Raw genomic sequence first — 14,897 nt, forward strand, 5'->3', positions numbered from 1 at the left:
AGTTTTGGGGTATTACATCCTTAAAGTTGTTAAATTTGCGGATATTAATGAAACTGGTTGAAACTATATGAAAAGTATGGCTTTGAAAATGTAGTGCAATCAAAAACTTTTGTGAAGAAACAATATCCATACATAAAATTGCTATGGAAAAGTATTTAAAATAGAATGTATGCTTAAATCGATAGTATTAGTAGGATTGGGAGGCGCAATAGGAAGTATTTTCAGATACCTCTCTTCTCTATTAATTACTAAATATTTCAGTTCAATATTCCCTCTTGCTACTTTTACCGTAAATATAATAGGCTGCTTTTTAATCGGGCTTATTTTTGGCTATATGGAGAAAGAGCAGATAGCCAGCGATACTGTAAAATATCTGTTTATTACAGGTTTTTGCGGAGGCTACACCACCTTCTCTACTTTTGCAATAGAAAATGTGGGCTTACTGCAAGGTCAGCACACACTTACCGCTTTTGCCTACATTGCAGCAAGCATTATTGCAGGGCTATTTGCCGTTTGGCTTGGGTTGCTTATTTTCAAATAACATAATTATTAATAAATTATAAGATTATTATTAAATAAGCCCAATTTATATTAAAGTTTTACTAATAAGTTTCATCTATAGTACATTAGTAGTTAGCTTTGTAGTGTTCTTAATTATGTAAGAATAACAAATCAACAATAACTTTTAAAATTGCAGTAAGATGAAAACGATAACCGAATTTTTAACAGCTACACTGGTAAAACTTGGCTTCGTAAAAATTCATGGTTTTGCTACAGAAGCAGAATGGAATGAACATGAAGAAGAGGCGCAAGAGCAAGGCATTTATGACGAAGAAGACTATCCGTTATTTGTATAATGAGAAGATATAACCACTTTATTATAAAAAAAGCCGGCAAGAAATTGTCGGCTTTTTATTTTACTGATTTATCTGTGCGCTTCATATAAATTCCCTTGCCATATTGCCTGCAATGCCTCACGCTCCCTATGACTGAGCGGAGTACTGTTGGCAGCAGCTATGGTGTCCGTTAACTGCTCCGTTGTACGAATACCCACAACAGCAGTAGTTACTGAGCAATTATCAACCACGTAGCGTAATGCCTTTTCTCCTAAATTCCTTTCCGGTAATATCGCATTGATTTTCTTTACAATCGCATCTGTTTCTGCTATTTTTAATCCTAAATACTCTTTTGCGGGCTTTCCTGCCAGCAGTCCTCCGGCTACAGTGCCTCTTGCTAATACCCCAATATTGTTCTGTTCCAATAAGCTAAGCGTTTCTTCCTCCGGTCGTCTGTCCAGCAGGCTATACTGCGTCATTACCGCCACAATACCGGAACGCGCTACATATTCCCGTATCACATTCGGACGTATGGACGAAAGTCCGTAACTCACTATTTTACCCTGTTCCTGCAACCGCTCAAAAGCTTCTATGGTTTCATCCATAGGGTCGTCTATCGTACCGCCGTGCAGCAGATATAAATCTATATAATCCGTTTGCAGACGCTTCAGGCTTTCATCCACAGCCGTAAGTATATGTTTTTTAGTAGGACACCAATCCCAGCCGCTCCCATCATCCCGCCAACGGTTACCCACTTTGGCAGATAGTATAATATCTTTTCGTCTGCCTTTCAGGGCAGTACCCAATAATCGTTCATTTTCTCCCTTCTCATAAAGGTCGGCAGTATCAAATAAGGTAATTCCCTCGTCAATCGCTCTATTAATCAATATGTCATTGCCTGCAGAGGTACTTTGTAACGACATGCACCCAAAAGATACTTCACTGATTTTATGATTTATTTTATTTAGGATTTTGTATTGCATATTGTACATTTTTCACAAATTTAAGCATTCCTTATCATATACCTAATAAGGTGTTTTGTACCTTTGTATAAAGAAAAAAACAATGCCGAAGAAAAACCTAAAAAAAGAAGAATTCTGGAACACCCTTACTCATGGTATAGGTGCTGCGCTTTCTGTTGTTGCGCTTGTTCTTCTCATTATTTTTTCGGTATATAACGGTTCGGCAATACATCTTATCACTTCGCTTGTATTTGGTGGTAGCTTGGTTTTACTCTACTCAGCATCAACCAGCTATCATGCAGCGGTAAAACTAAAATGGAAACGTCGCTTTTTATTAATAGATCACTTGAGTATTTATGTCCTCATTGCAGGTACTTACACCCCCATAGCTCTCTTGGGATTAAAAGGTATTTGGGGATGGACAATATTCGGACTCATATGGGGTTTTGTTGTAATCGGTTTTATTTTTAAATTTTCCCCGCTTCGCCGATTAGATAAACTTTCACTGTTACTGTACGTACTCATGGGATGGCTCATTATCATTGCCATAAAACCCTTGTTAGCCAATATTCCTTCGCCTGCCTTATGGTATTTGCTGGCAGGGGGGTTAAGCTATATGTTGGGTATCTATTTCTATGTGAAAGAAAAAGTACCCTACTATCATGCCGTTTGGCATATTTTTGTACTGGGTGGCAGCACACTGCATTTTTTAGCTATATTTTTATATCTTATTCCGTAAACACTGTAGTGAGCTTTTAAGAAAAGCCTAACAACGGATACCTGTTAAAAGTGAAAGTTTTTACTTAATTTTGAACTTTTAAATTTTTAGATATCTGCTATGGCAAAAGTAAAAATAGGTTTAGTGCAAATGTCCTGTGTAAAAAACAAACAGGAAAACCTTGAAAAAGCAATTAAAGAAATACGTAACGCAGCAAAACAGGGCGCGCAAATAGTATGCTTGCAGGAACTTTTTACATCGCTGTACTTTTGTGACGTAGAAGATTATGATAACTTTAAACTTGCCGAAGCCATTCCCGGCCCTTCTACAAATGCACTTACAGAAATAGCAAAAGAACTTAATGTAGTTATTATTGCGTCGCTGTTCGAAAAGCGTACCGAAGGATTATACCACAACACAACTGCTGTAATTGATGCGGATGGAACCTATTTAGGTAAATACCGTAAAATGCACATTCCTGATGATCCTGCATTTTATGAGAAATTTTACTTTACTCCCGGCGATATGGGCTATAAAGTATTCCAAACTAAGTATGCCAAAATTGGGGTGCTCATCTGTTGGGATCAGTGGTATCCTGAAGCAAGCCGTATTACTGCACTTATGGGTGCCGAAATTATGTTCTACCCTACCGCTATCGGTTGGGCAACATCGCAGGATGAAGATACTAACAAAGAACAGTATGATGCTTGGCAAACCATACAACGCTCGCACGCTGTTGCCAATGGTGTACACGTAGTGAGTGTAAACCGTGTAGGTTTTGAACAAGAGGGCGCAATGAAGTTTTGGGGCGGTAGTTTTGTAGCCAACCCACACGGCAAGATAATGTATCTTGCTTCTCATGAAGATGAAGAAACTACAGTAGTTGAGGTTGATACACAAAAAACTGATTTTTACCGCACGCACTGGCCTTTCCTTCGTGACAGAAGAATAGACAGTTATCAGCCAATTACAAAACGCTATATTGATGAGGATTAAAAAGTGTCTGATGTTAGGAAGTCAGAGGTCTGATGCTAATAAACCAACTTGAGTATATTATAGATGGAACTTAAAAAATTTAAATTCGAAAAACTTCAAGTTTGGGATTTAGCAATGGATTTTGGTGAGAGGATTCATGACATCTCAGTAACATTTCCGTCTAAAGAATTATATAATTTACAAAGTCAGATTAATCGGGCAGTCGATAGTATTGCATTAAATATTTCAGAAGGAGCAACAGGTAATACAAATCCTGAATTCAGGAAATTTCTAACCTATTCAATTCGTTCTATAGCAGAAGTAGTTTGTTGCTTATTTAAAGCTAAGAGAAGAAACTATATTAGTGAAGAAATTTTTGAAACTTTGTATTCCGAAGCATTTATTTTAATGAATAAAACGGCTGCGCTAAGAAACTCGCTTAAATAAATAATAGTCATAAAATGACACAAAACAACGATAACAATCATCCAACATCCGACTTCGGACATCCTACGCCCAAACAACTGGGTTTTACTTTCCCTGCCGAGTTTGCACCCCAACGTGCACTATGGTTGTCATGGCCTCATAAAGAGGAGTCATGGCCGGGAAAACTGGAAACCGTATATAAACCCTATAGCGAATTTATCTTATATGTTTCTCGCCATCAGCAAGTTTGCATTAATGTTGCCGATGAAAGCATGAAACAATTTGCTTATGCTCAGATAGCACAATATACCCGTTATATTGCTGACAGCAAGCTTGAAAATATCACTTTTTACTTCCACCCTACTAACGATGCCTGGTGTCGTGATCATGGTCCTGCATTTGTAATAAACCAAGCAACAGGAGAAAAGGCAATAGTTGATTGGGGTTATAACGCATGGGGCGACAAGTACCCTCCGTATGACCTTGATGATGTTGTCCCTACAAAAATAGGCGAAGCACTGGGACTAAAAGTATTTCATCCTAATATTGTTATGGAAGGTGGTAGTGTAGAGTTTAACGGCAAAGGAACGCTAATGACCACTACGGCTTGCTTGCTTAACGAAAACCGAAACCCGCACCTAAGCAAAGAGCAAATAGAGGAATATCTTAAAGAATACTATGGAGTTGAGCATATATTATGGCTGGGCGATGGTATAATTGGCGATGATACTGACGGGCATATTGATGATATTACCCGTTTTGTAAATGAAGATACCGTAGTTACCGTAATAGAAGAAAACAAGGAAGACGAAAACTACGAGATATTACAGGAAAACCTGAAACTATTACAAAACATGAAGCTACAAGATGGCAGTCCGCTAAAAATTGTGGAATTACCGATGCCAAAGCCTGTAGCATATGAAAACCAAAGGCTTCCTGCATCTTATGCTAATTTTTATATTGCTAATAAGTGTGTGATAGTACCGACCTTTAGAGATGACGTAAACGACAAAAAAGCATTGGAGATATTACAATCCTGTTTTAAAGATCGCGAAGTTATCGGTATCGATTCTACTGATATTATATGGGGACTTGGCAGTTTTCATTGCCTGAGCCAGCAAGAACCATTATAACTTAATCCATACAAATAAATTAGTACAATTTATAGACAAAATCTTTCCAAGTTTTTTTAATATTTTTACTTACCAACTAAAATGAAAATTATGGATGAGATAAATTGGGAAGAAATAGAAAGAGAAGCGCAAGAAAGAGATGCAAGAATGAAGAAACGTGAAGAAGATGGTCTTCAGAATCTACTAAAACATTTTGACAGGATACATGATAATTTGTTCAATTATAATAATCTATTAATCGGAGGTTTCTTCGCTTTGGCTCAGTTTCAGGACAATATTCCTAGATGGACTATTGTTATTCCCTTGATGAATCTTTGGTTTTTAATATTAATAGAATACAGAATGATGGAAAAAAGCAGATTTGAAGCATCAATCACACAACAGCCAATCCATTTAATTGATAAGTATGGAGAATCTATAAATAAAACCAATTTATTTTCTCTATTATCGATAATAACAACTCTATTTGTAACAATATGTTTTTTATATTTAATTCTCTTCCATAATTAGATTAGATACAAAAATCAGTGAAAACTTTAAAAGAAAAGCACTCTATATAGAGTGCTTTTCTTTGTTAGATAGAACTTAAAATTTTATCTATAATTTCATCTTTAGATACAACGCCTGATTGTTTCCAGAGTACTTTACCGTTTTGAAACAGCATTAAAGTAGGCACTCCCCTAACCTGATAGTTGGGATGCGCCATGAGTTGCTGATTTTTATCTACATCAATTTTAATAATCGTTACCCTTTCTCCAAGGTTTTGTTTCACCTCCTCGAGTATAGGGCTCATCATTTTGCAGGGCCCGCACCAGGTAGCAAAAAAATCTACCAATACGGGTTTATCACTATTTATTAATTTGTTAAAACGCTCCATAGTCAATCGAATTTGTTATAAAAATACAAAAGAAAAAGCCCTTTTCATTACTAAGAGAAGGACTTTTTTGTAAAGGGATTGTTAATTGTTACAATAATGTAGTGGGGCAAACATAATCTGTTTTCGGTACTTTAGTGAGGGCTATTTCATTAAATCCGCCTTCTACATCTGCAAAATTATCATATCCCAGTTGTTTTAGTATAGATGATGCTATCATACTTCGGTAGCCACCTGCGCAATGCACTACAAAAGGTTTATCCTTTGGTATTTCAGATAAATGGCTGTATATACTGTTTAAAGGAATATTAACCGCATCTACTACGTGCTCAGAATCGTACTCACTTTTCTTTCTTACATCAATTACCAAAGTATCTTTGCTGTATTTATCTGCAAATTCCTGTGCGCTTACTCTGGCTGTAGTATCTATTTCTTTTCCTGCCTTTTTCCATGCTTCAAAACCTCCTTTCAGGTAACCTATGGTATGGTCATACCCTACTCTTGACAGGCGTATCATAGCTTCCTCTTCCTTATCGGCATAAGTAACCAATAATATTTCCTGGTTAATATCTTTTATCATTTCGCCTATCCACATAGCAAAACTGCCATCTAAACCAATATTAATACTGTTTGGTATAAATCCTTTGGCAAAATCTTCGGGGTTGCGGGTATCCAGCACTAAGGCTCGTGTGGCATTGGCAGTCATTTCAAACTCTTCGGAGTTTAAAGGTGTTTGTGCTTTATCCATTATATTATCCAAACTTTCATATCCTTGAATGTTCATCAGTACATTTTTAGGAAAATATCCCGGAGGTGTGGTAAGCCCTGTCAATAATTCTTTTACAAACTCGTCTTCGGTCATATCGGCACGAAGGGCATAGTTTGTTTTCTTTTGGTTACCCAGCGTATCGGTAGTTTCTTTACTCATCATTTTACCGCATGCGCTACCTGCCCCGTGATTAGGATATACTATTAAATCATCTGCCAACGGCATTATTTTGTTACGCAGTGAGTGGAATAAATGTCTTGCCAGTTTTTCCTCGGTCAAATCGGCAATTACATGCTGTGCAAGGTCGGGTCTTCCCACATCGCCAATAAATAAAGTATCTCCCGTTATAATACCATGTTCTTTACCATTTTCATCAATCAACAAATAGGTAGTACTTTCCATAGTATGTCCCGGGGTGTGTAATACTTTTACTTTATAGTTCCCCACTTCGAATACCTGACCGTCTTCGGCTACTACAGCATCATATCCGGGTTTGGCAGTAGGACCAAAAACAATTTGTGCTCCTGCTTTGGCTTTCAGGTCAAGGTGACCGCTTACAAAATCGGCATGAAAGTGTGTTTCAAAAACATACTTAATTTTAGCATTGTCTTTAATAGCTCTGTCAATATAAGGCTGTACTTCACGCAAAGGGTCAAATACTGCTGCTTCTCCATTACTTTCAATATAATATGCCGCATGGGCAAGGCATCCTGTATAAATTTGTTCTACTTTCATGTATATTCGTTTTTTTAAGTTTTATAATGTAAAAGTATAGTGTTCTGAAGACCTGTGCAGTAACAAAAGTTACAGAACATTATTAATTGCAAATAAAAGAAATAGAGGTTGTTAGAAGAATGATATATATCATACTCCTAAAAGAAAAGTTCTTTGGACAGAATGTATATACCCATAGCCAGTACAAACCAGCCGAAAAGCGATTTTAGCTTTTCTCCGGGTATTTTTTTAGCAAGGTACATCCCAATAAATATTCCGATAACGGAAGCCAGTGTAAATAATAGTAAAAAAGACCAATCTATAGTATTACTACCCAAATCGCCTACAAAACCTGCCATAGACTGAATGGCTATTATGACTAAGGAAGTTCCTACGGCTTTTTTCATAGGCAAGCCTGCAAGGAATATCAGTGCTGGTATAATTATAAAACCTCCTCCTGCTCCTACTGCTCCGGCAAGTAACCCTGTAAACACCCCTGAAAGTAATAATTGCGACAAGGAAGATTTTACTTCTTTTTGTACTGTTTCTGTTTTTTTGGAAGACTTTATCATGCGCAAAGAGGCTATAAGCATTACCACTGCAAAAAGCACCATCATAACCAAAGGCTTGGTAATGATAAAACTGTCTGTTTCATATAAAGTATGAGGAATTGCAGGTATTATATAGGCTCTGGTCATATATGCCGCTACAAGTGATGGCAAGCCAAATGTGGCTGCTGTTTTAAAATCGACCTGATTTTCCAGTGCATTTCGCACGCCGCCTACCATAGCCGATGAGCCTACTACAAAAAGGGAATAACCTGTAGCAATAATGGGGTCTATGCTCATTATATATACTAATATAGGAACGGTAAGTATTGAACCTCCGCTGCCTATAAGCCCTAAAGATAATCCTACAAGTACTGCTAAAATATATCCGATTAATTGGTGTATCTCCATTTTTAATTTTCAGGCTAAAGTATTGCTTGAATAACAGTTGGGCAGTAACAAATGTTACATAATTAGTTTATTGCTATTATTTTTAAGCTATTCTGTTCTATTTAATTTTTAGCATCGTTATGAAAGGCATTTAAACATCTTTGCCCTACTATACTCCGGGGGTATTGAGTGCCATTCGGGTTTGTTTCATACAAACATTCTTCTGAGCGAATATAAGAATTAATGTTATCATTTATCCACTAAAAACCCATAAAACCATATGCCTGACACTGTGTTTAAGTAATGCTTTTATCTAGTTTAGTTTTAACTGCAAAACGAGTAAAACTAATTACATTTATCAGTATTATTTATTACATAGGTATTACTGCTAATGTTTGGTTAAAAACAGTAGCATCTGAAATAGGTAGTATAAATTTTTTCTTACTTTTAAAAAAAAGAAAAATTGAGATGAAAAAATTGAAACTGTCTGTACTATTATTATCAGTTTTTTTAGCTGTTACTACTTTATCATGTAAAAAAGATAAAAATGATGTCGGATTATTATCAGCAGAAGACGTACATAATCATGATGATGAAGTAATTCCGCTTGATAGTACTGCTATTGATCCTTTTTTTGATAAATATCCTGATTTTAAAGAGTTTAACCCTCAGGTTAAAGAGCTTTATAAAAAGCATAATTATCATTATATATGGCAAGATAAAAAAGGCATTATAGAATTTGCTAACGTATTATATAACCGTGTTAATCAATTGGATGAAGAAGGATTGACTATTAAAATACCTTATCAAGCCGAATTAAATAATTTATTTTACGGGAATGTAAATAAAGGACCTGATTTTACGACTGAAATGTTGATTAGCTCTATGTATTTTTATTATACTAAAAAAGTATATGCAGGGCTAAACGAAGATGCCAGCAAGGAAACAGGATGGTACCTGCCGAGAGAACGAACATCGTATGTTGCCTATCTGGACACGCTTATGAGCGACCCGCTATTAATAACCGAAAACACAACAGAGTTCTTTAAACAATACTATAACTTGAAAAAAGGACTTAAAAAATATAGAGATATAGAACAAAACGGAGGTTGGGGTACTATTAACCTCGAAAAAGGGATAAAATCTATTAAACCCGGCGATTCGGCAACCGCAGTATTACAAGTAAGAGAACGCCTGTTTAAAGAAGGTTATCTGACAAACAATAACAATAAAAATATTTATGACAGTGAGCTATTTACCGCTGTAAGCAACTATAATGCAAAGCATAACAGAGAAAGCGAAAACTTTATTACCCCGTCATTAGTTAAAGAACTTAATATACCTGTTGAAGAACGTATAAAAACCATATCGGTAAATATGGAGCGTTGCCGATGGATAACTCCAAAAATTAATACTGCAAAAGAGTACATTGCAGTTAATATACCCTCCTACAGACTCCACTATTTCATAAACGGTAAACCGGAACTAATATCCAGGGTTGTTGTTGGAAAAGAACTTAATAAAACAGTAGTATTCAGCGGAGAGATGAGCTATATTGCCTTTAGCCCTTACTGGAATATACCTGAAAGTATATTGGAAAAAGAAATAAAACCCGGCATAGCCAAAAACCACAATTATTTGGCAGAGCATAATATGGAATGGGTTGGCAACAGGGTAAGGCAAAAACCCGGAGGAAAAAATTCATTAGGACTTGTAAAATTTATGTTTCCTAATTCTAACAATATATACCTGCATGATACTCCTGCCAAAAGCTTGTTTAACAAAGAGGAAAGAGCTTTTAGCCATGGTTGTGTACGGGTAGAGAAAGCAAAAGAACTGGCATTAGCCATTACCCAAAAACATGGTGGCTGGGATGAAAAAAAAGTTGATAAAGCAATGCACATGGGCAGAGAAAATATCTTTAAAATCGAAAATAAGATACCTGTATATATAGCCTACTTTACCGCATGGGCAGACGAAGAGGGTAATGTAGCCTTTTTTGATGATGTGTATAAACGTGATGACAGGCTTGCCCATCTGTTGTATAAATCTTAATCATAAAGCGCGGGAGTTTCAATCACATTAATGCATTTATAAAAGCGGCGGGAATAGGCATTGCTACCCAAGTTGCTTATCGTTACTGCATATTCGCTACCCGAAGAGGCGTGTATAAATTTAGAATCCATTCCACTGGCTTCATAAACTATACCTACATGCCCAATAGTTTCGTTATCCTGATAACCGTAAAAAACTAACACATCGCCTTCCCTGAAATCTTCAGGAGCTAAAGCAGTGCCTAAATCTTTAAACTGCGATGAGCTGCGCGGAAGATCAATATCAAAATGGTTAAAAACAAAATTCACATAACCTGAACAATCGAACCCTGTTTTCGGATTATTACCGGCATAGCAATATTTTGTTCCTAAATATTGCTCAGCAAATGCAATTACTGAATCCCTCCTGCTTTTATTGATAACTCTTAAAGGTTTCATCTGATGATTTTCATCATCTATATTTTCTACAACTATAATTTCAGGAGCGGTAAACTCTTTCTCTTTCTTTTCAGCACAGGATAGTAATAGCATAGCCAGTAAGGGAGTATATATCAATTTCATATGCTTTTTTAGTAAAAGTAACCATTCCACAACTTTTGAATGAGATAATTTATAGCCTTAACCCAACATTAACACTATAATTTTAAATCGGTCTTACCTTATTAAAGGAAAATTAAATTCGCTATTTTTACAGTAATAAAGCCTTAATTGATGGTACAAATACCCGGTTTGCGCACTGTAAATGTTACGCGCTATGTTACAGCCTTACGCGAAGGCGGATCGCTGCCTGCTATTGCTGAAGCAGATGATTGTTTTAACTATGTCCTGAAGTTTAAAGGAGCGGGGCATGGTACGAAAGCCCTTATTGCTGAACTGATAGGCGGAGAAACAGCACGATTACTGGGATTACCCGTACCCGAACTGGTATTTGCCAACCTTGATGAAGCATTTGGTCGTACCGAAGCTGATGAAGAAATACAAGATTTATTGCAAAACAGTCAGGGGCTTAACTTAGCACTGCATTACTTATCGGGAGCTATAAATTTTGATCCTGTGGTAACTACCGTACCCTCAAAAATGGCTTCGCAAATAGTATGGTTGGATGCTTATATTACTAATGTTGACCGAACATTTCGTAACACAAATATGCTAATTTGGCATAAAGAGCTATGGCTGATAGATCATGGGGCAAGTTTGTATTTCCATCATTCATTTTCAAACCCTGAACAGCATGCCAAGAGCCCTTTTGCACTAATAAAAGACCACGTACTCTTACCACAGGCATCATTGCTTGAAGAGGTAAATACTGAATATAAGAGGCTTTTAACTGAAGGTAAAATCAAAGCTATTATAAACCTGATACCTGATGAGTGGTTGCAATGGGAAGGTACAACAATGACTCCCGAGCAGATACGGGAAGTATATGTAACTTTCCTCGTAACCCGATTAGCTAATTCCGAACTATTTATAAAACAAGCGCAAGATGCAAGACAAGCACTTATATGAGTACGCCGTTATTCGTGTTGTGCCGAGAGTAGAGCGCGAAGAGTTTATTAATGCAGGCATAATACTGTTTTGCAAAAGACAGAAATTTATAAAAATGCTTTATACTGTTGATGAAGCAAAACTTGCCGTATTGGATGCTGAACTTGATACAGAGCAGTTACGAAAAAACCTGGAATCGTTTGAGAAAATAGCACACGGGAGTATAGATGGCGGACCTATTGCACAAATGGAAACAGCGGAAAGATTCCGGTGGCTTACAGCAGTGCGAAGCTCGGTAATACAAACCTCTCGCCCACACCCCGGTTTTTGCGACCACCCTGAAGAAAAAGCAAATCAGCTATTTACAGAACTGGTACTGTAAAAATTACTTGTTTTGTTAATCGTATAAAGATACTGGAACATGCAAAAAGCAGCTACCGCCCCAAACGTATGCCATAAAAAATGAGTACCTATACTAACCCAGCCCCAATTATCGGCAATGCGAAAGGTAAGTGCAAATATAAAAGCAAGCAAGGCAAAGCCCACCCATTTGCCATTAGTAAACTTAGTACTTATCAAATAGGCTAATACAGGGAATAATACCAAACAGCCCATAATAGCATAGTTAATATTAATAAAAAGGTGGATGTCGCCTCCGTTAGCAGCCATTTCTCTGCGGGCAAAAAACTGAAACAATATATATGATACTATCAGCAAAGCGGCATAATACCAACGGGTTACTTTTGCTAAAAAATAAACTCCCGCAGCAACGCATAGCAGCAAAATAGGCAGCCAGTCCATCATTATAAAAAACCACCATTGGCGTAAGCCGTGATATATTGTTCCGCCAATACCGCCTATATACAGCAATATAACAGCTCCTGTTAAAAACGAATGTTGCTTGTACTGCCCTCTTAGTTTAAAAGTCCAGTAGATAGCTATTAAAATAAAAAAAAGGGATGTTATAGTATTTACCGGCTCAGGAAAAAGCTGGTTTAAATCAGTTTCGGTATATAATATACCTCCGTCAGGGGGAATTTGAAACACAGGCATAGCAACAATTTATAATTTGGATAAAAATAAGTAATGCTATAATGATTAACTAATTATGTAATCAGTTATTGTGAAGATACAAGATAAAAAGTATAAAAAAACTGCCTGTTGGCAGCTTCTTATTATTCTTTATTTCTGTTATTTCTTTTTTCTTTTATAAGCTCAAGGGTTGCGCCTCCAAGCCAGTAAAACACAAAACTTACAAGGAACATCATTAACCAGAAACCTATAGTAAGTATTGTTAAGAAAGCCAAAAATCCTAAGTATTGTCCGAATTCCATTTGTTGCTGAGTTTTAATCTGCACAAATATAAGTGTAAAATTTATTTATACCAATACAGTACCCCAAAAAACCTTAAAATTATTTAACAAAATCATTTTTTATACCTGTCTATAATGTTTAATTTTGACAGGCTTCTATACATTTAGCATATTGCTGGATATTTTGCCATTACTTTAATTAAAAATATACAACAAATAACAAACCTAAACAATGGATTACAGGATTGAAAAAGACACCATGGGTGAAGTAAAAGTACCTGCGGATAAATACTGGGGTGCACAAACGGAACGTTCCAGAAACAATTTTAAAATAGGCGCACCTGCCTCTATGCCCAAAGAAATTATAGAAGGCTTTGCCTATCTTAAAAAAGCGGCAGCCTATGCTAACCATGACTTGGGTGTACTTCCCGCAGAAAAACGCGATGCTATAGCACAGGTATGCGACGAAATACTTGCCGGTAAGCTGGACGACCAGTTCCCGTTAGTAATTTGGCAAACAGGCTCGGGTACACAAAGTAATATGAATGTAAATGAGGTAGTTGCCAACAGAGCACAGGTTTTGGCAGGTTATAAAATTGGCGAAGGCGAGCCCGTATTAAAAGCAAATGATGATGTAAACAAATCGCAATCGTCAAACGATACCTTCCCAACAGGCATGCACATTGCTGCCTATAAAATGGTTGTAGAAACTACTATACCAGGAGTTGAACAACTTCGTGATACGCTAAAAGCAAAAAGCGAGCAGTTTATGAATGTGGTAAAAATAGGACGTACACACCTTATGGATGCTACCCCCCTAACGCTTGGTCAGGAATTTTCGGGCTATGTAGCACAGCTTAACTACGGGTTAAAAGCACTTAAAAATACGCTTGCTCACCTTTCGGAAGTTGCGCTTGGCGGTACAGCCGTAGGTACAGGGCTTAATACTCCTGACGGTTATGATGTGAAAGTTGCCGAATATATCGCTCAGTTTACAGGCTTACCTTTTGTAACTGCCGAAAATAAATTTGAAGCACTTGCCGCACACGATGCTATTGTAGAAACTCATGGGGCATTAAAGCAAATTGCGGTATCGCTTAATAAAATAGCAAATGATATCCGTATGTTAGCATCAGGACCACGCTCAAGTATCGGAGAGATATTAATCCCTGAAAACGAGCCGGGTTCATCTATCATGCCGGGTAAAGTAAACCCAACGCAGTGTGAAGCACTTACTATGGTGTGCGCTCAGGTTTTTGGTAATGATGTGGCTATTACCGTAGGTGGTACACAAGGGCATTATGAGCTTAACGTATTTAAACCTGTTATGGCGGCTAACTTCCTGCAATCGGCACGACTTATTGGTGATGCCTGTGTGTCTTTTGACGAGCATTGCGCCAGCGGTATAGAGCCCAACCATGCCAGAATAAAAGAATTGGTAAACAACTCATTAATGCTTGTTACGGCATTAAATACCAAAATAGGATACTATAAAGCTGCCGAAATTGCACAAACGGCACATAAAAACGGCACCACGCTTAAAGAAGAAGCGGTGCGTTTAGGATATGTTTCTGCCGAAGATTTTGATGCTTGGGTAAAACCCGAAGATATGGTAGGTAAATTAAACTAAGAAAAATTATTTTTTATCATATAAAAGGCTGTTCCTTATTGGGACAGCCTTTATTTATTATATTTGAATA

At 37.0% G+C, this 14,897-nt stretch carries 18 protein-coding genes; 11 read left to right on the forward strand and 7 right to left on the reverse strand.

Going from position 1 to position 14,897, the window contains the following annotated elements; genetic code table 11:
• Positions 1–169: 169 nt before the first annotated feature.
• The gene (gene crcB / locus E0W68_RS12015; RefSeq protein ID WP_135219684.1) at positions 170–541 is read left to right on the forward strand and encodes a fluoride efflux transporter CrcB; all 372 of its coding nucleotides are present in this window, start codon (positions 170–172) and stop codon (positions 539–541) included.
• A gap of 160 nt (positions 542–701) precedes the next feature.
• On the forward strand, positions 702–857 hold the full coding sequence (locus E0W68_RS13870; RefSeq protein ID WP_162076571.1) for a hypothetical protein: 156 nt from the start codon (positions 702–704) through the stop codon (positions 855–857).
• A gap of 68 nt (positions 858–925) precedes the next feature.
• On the opposite strand, the gene E0W68_RS12020 is transcribed toward E0W68_RS13870, so the two are convergent.
• Positions 926–1,819 (reverse strand): aldo/keto reductase, encoded by an 894-nt coding sequence (locus tag E0W68_RS12020; protein WP_135219685.1) that lies wholly within the window; start codon positions 1,817–1,819, stop codon positions 926–928.
• Positions 1,820–1,901: 82 nt separating this feature from the next.
• Here E0W68_RS12020 and trhA point away from each other — a divergent pair, with 82 nt between their 5' ends.
• The 5 genes from trhA to E0W68_RS12045 all read left to right on the forward strand — a co-directional run bounded on the left by trhA (position 1,902) and on the right by E0W68_RS12045 (position 5,560).
• The gene (trhA, locus tag E0W68_RS12025; protein ID WP_135219686.1) at positions 1,902–2,537 is read left to right on the forward strand and encodes a PAQR family membrane homeostasis protein TrhA; all 636 of its coding nucleotides are present in this window, start codon (positions 1,902–1,904) and stop codon (positions 2,535–2,537) included.
• 99 nt (positions 2,538–2,636) lie between these two features.
• Entirely contained in the window at positions 2,637–3,512 is an 876-nt protein-coding gene (locus E0W68_RS12030) for a carbon-nitrogen hydrolase (protein WP_135219687.1), read from the forward strand.
• A gap of 63 nt (positions 3,513–3,575) precedes the next feature.
• Complete coding sequence (locus E0W68_RS12035; RefSeq protein WP_135219688.1) at positions 3,576–3,938, forward strand: four helix bundle protein; 363 nt, start codon at positions 3,576–3,578, stop codon at positions 3,936–3,938.
• Between the two features lie 14 nt (positions 3,939–3,952).
• Complete coding sequence (locus E0W68_RS12040) at positions 3,953–5,050, forward strand: agmatine deiminase family protein (RefSeq protein WP_135219689.1); 1,098 nt, start codon at positions 3,953–3,955, stop codon at positions 5,048–5,050.
• A 90-nt stretch (positions 5,051–5,140) separates the two neighbouring features.
• On the forward strand, positions 5,141–5,560 hold the full coding sequence (locus tag E0W68_RS12045; RefSeq protein ID WP_135219690.1) for a hypothetical protein: 420 nt from the start codon (positions 5,141–5,143) through the stop codon (positions 5,558–5,560).
• A gap of 64 nt (positions 5,561–5,624) precedes the next feature.
• On the opposite strand, the gene trxA is transcribed toward E0W68_RS12045, so the two are convergent.
• The 3 genes from trxA to E0W68_RS12060 form a co-directional block, all read right to left on the reverse strand.
• Entirely contained in the window at positions 5,625–5,927 is a 303-nt protein-coding gene (gene trxA, locus E0W68_RS12050; protein ID WP_135219691.1) for a thioredoxin, read from the reverse strand.
• A gap of 88 nt (positions 5,928–6,015) precedes the next feature.
• A complete protein-coding gene (locus E0W68_RS12055; RefSeq protein ID WP_135219692.1) occupies positions 6,016–7,428 on the reverse strand; it encodes an MBL fold metallo-hydrolase in 1,413 nt (470 codons plus the stop codon).
• Between the two features lie 137 nt (positions 7,429–7,565).
• Positions 7,566–8,366 (reverse strand): sulfite exporter TauE/SafE family protein, encoded by an 801-nt coding sequence (locus tag E0W68_RS12060; RefSeq protein ID WP_135219693.1) that lies wholly within the window; start codon positions 8,364–8,366, stop codon positions 7,566–7,568.
• 447 nt (positions 8,367–8,813) lie between these two features.
• Here E0W68_RS12060 and E0W68_RS12065 point away from each other — a divergent pair, with 447 nt between their 5' ends.
• Positions 8,814–10,400, forward strand: a complete 1,587-nt coding sequence (locus E0W68_RS12065) for a L,D-transpeptidase family protein (protein ID WP_135219694.1) — start codon at positions 8,814–8,816, stop codon at positions 10,398–10,400.
• On the opposite strand, the gene E0W68_RS12070 is transcribed toward E0W68_RS12065, so the two are convergent.
• Positions 10,397–10,960, reverse strand: coding sequence for a C40 family peptidase (locus E0W68_RS12070; protein WP_225990297.1), 564 nt, complete (start codon positions 10,958–10,960; stop codon positions 10,397–10,399). The two genes, E0W68_RS12065 and E0W68_RS12070, sit on opposite strands and share 4 nt — an antisense overlap.
• 150 nt (positions 10,961–11,110) lie before the next feature.
• On the opposite strand from E0W68_RS12070, the gene E0W68_RS12075 reads away from it, so the two are divergent.
• Entirely contained in the window at positions 11,111–11,905 is a 795-nt protein-coding gene (locus E0W68_RS12075; RefSeq protein ID WP_135219695.1) for a HipA family kinase, read from the forward strand.
• Complete coding sequence (locus tag E0W68_RS12080; protein WP_135219696.1) at positions 11,883–12,266, forward strand: DUF3037 domain-containing protein; 384 nt, start codon at positions 11,883–11,885, stop codon at positions 12,264–12,266. The genes E0W68_RS12075 and E0W68_RS12080 overlap by 23 nt, the downstream gene beginning before the upstream one ends.
• Here E0W68_RS12080 and E0W68_RS12085 read toward each other — a convergent pair.
• Positions 12,239–12,937, reverse strand: a complete 699-nt coding sequence (locus E0W68_RS12085; protein WP_135219697.1) for a hypothetical protein — start codon at positions 12,935–12,937, stop codon at positions 12,239–12,241. The two genes, E0W68_RS12080 and E0W68_RS12085, sit on opposite strands and share 28 nt — an antisense overlap.
• A 122-nt stretch (positions 12,938–13,059) precedes the next feature.
• A complete protein-coding gene (locus E0W68_RS13875) occupies positions 13,060–13,218 on the reverse strand; it encodes a hypothetical protein (protein ID WP_162845836.1) in 159 nt (52 codons plus the stop codon).
• 211 nt (positions 13,219–13,429) lie between these two features.
• Between E0W68_RS13875 and fumC the strand changes: the two genes are divergently transcribed.
• Positions 13,430–14,827 (forward strand): class II fumarate hydratase, encoded by a 1,398-nt coding sequence (fumC, locus tag E0W68_RS12090; protein ID WP_135219698.1) that lies wholly within the window; start codon positions 13,430–13,432, stop codon positions 14,825–14,827.
• The last annotated feature ends 70 nt before the right edge of the window (positions 14,828–14,897 follow it).

Origin of the sequence: Flavobacterium salilacus subsp. salilacus (assembly GCF_004634195.1) — a bacterium.
GTDB lineage: Bacteria > Bacteroidota > Bacteroidia > Flavobacteriales > Flavobacteriaceae > Flavobacterium > Flavobacterium salilacus.

Coding starts and splice junctions, on each gene's coding strand:
- crcB (WP_135219684.1), top strand. CDS start 170: ATGCTTAAATCGATAGTATTAGTAGGATTGGGAGGCGCAATAGGAAGT.
- E0W68_RS13870 (WP_162076571.1), top strand. CDS start 702: ATGAAAACGATAACCGAATTTTTAACAGCTACACTGGTAAAACTTGGC.
- E0W68_RS12020 (WP_135219685.1), bottom strand. CDS start 1,819: ATGCAATACAAAATCCTAAATAAAATAAATCATAAAATCAGTGAAGTA.
- trhA (WP_135219686.1), top strand. CDS start 1,902: ATGCCGAAGAAAAACCTAAAAAAAGAAGAATTCTGGAACACCCTTACT.
- E0W68_RS12030 (WP_135219687.1), top strand. CDS start 2,637: ATGGCAAAAGTAAAAATAGGTTTAGTGCAAATGTCCTGTGTAAAAAAC.
- E0W68_RS12035 (WP_135219688.1), top strand. CDS start 3,576: ATGGAACTTAAAAAATTTAAATTCGAAAAACTTCAAGTTTGGGATTTA.
- E0W68_RS12040 (WP_135219689.1), top strand. CDS start 3,953: ATGACACAAAACAACGATAACAATCATCCAACATCCGACTTCGGACAT.
- E0W68_RS12045 (WP_135219690.1), top strand. CDS start 5,141: ATGGATGAGATAAATTGGGAAGAAATAGAAAGAGAAGCGCAAGAAAGA.
- trxA (WP_135219691.1), bottom strand. CDS start 5,927: ATGGAGCGTTTTAACAAATTAATAAATAGTGATAAACCCGTATTGGTA.
- E0W68_RS12055 (WP_135219692.1), bottom strand. CDS start 7,428: ATGAAAGTAGAACAAATTTATACAGGATGCCTTGCCCATGCGGCATAT.
- E0W68_RS12060 (WP_135219693.1), bottom strand. CDS start 8,366: ATGGAGATACACCAATTAATCGGATATATTTTAGCAGTACTTGTAGGA.
- E0W68_RS12065 (WP_135219694.1), top strand. CDS start 8,814: ATGAAAAAATTGAAACTGTCTGTACTATTATTATCAGTTTTTTTAGCT.
- E0W68_RS12070 (WP_225990297.1), bottom strand. CDS start 10,960: ATGAAATTGATATATACTCCCTTACTGGCTATGCTATTACTATCCTGT.
- E0W68_RS12075 (WP_135219695.1), top strand. CDS start 11,111: ATGGTACAAATACCCGGTTTGCGCACTGTAAATGTTACGCGCTATGTT.
- E0W68_RS12080 (WP_135219696.1), top strand. CDS start 11,883: ATGCAAGACAAGCACTTATATGAGTACGCCGTTATTCGTGTTGTGCCG.
- E0W68_RS12085 (WP_135219697.1), bottom strand. CDS start 12,937: ATGCCTGTGTTTCAAATTCCCCCTGACGGAGGTATATTATATACCGAA.
- E0W68_RS13875 (WP_162845836.1), bottom strand. CDS start 13,218: ATGGAATTCGGACAATACTTAGGATTTTTGGCTTTCTTAACAATACTT.
- fumC (WP_135219698.1), top strand. CDS start 13,430: ATGGATTACAGGATTGAAAAAGACACCATGGGTGAAGTAAAAGTACCT.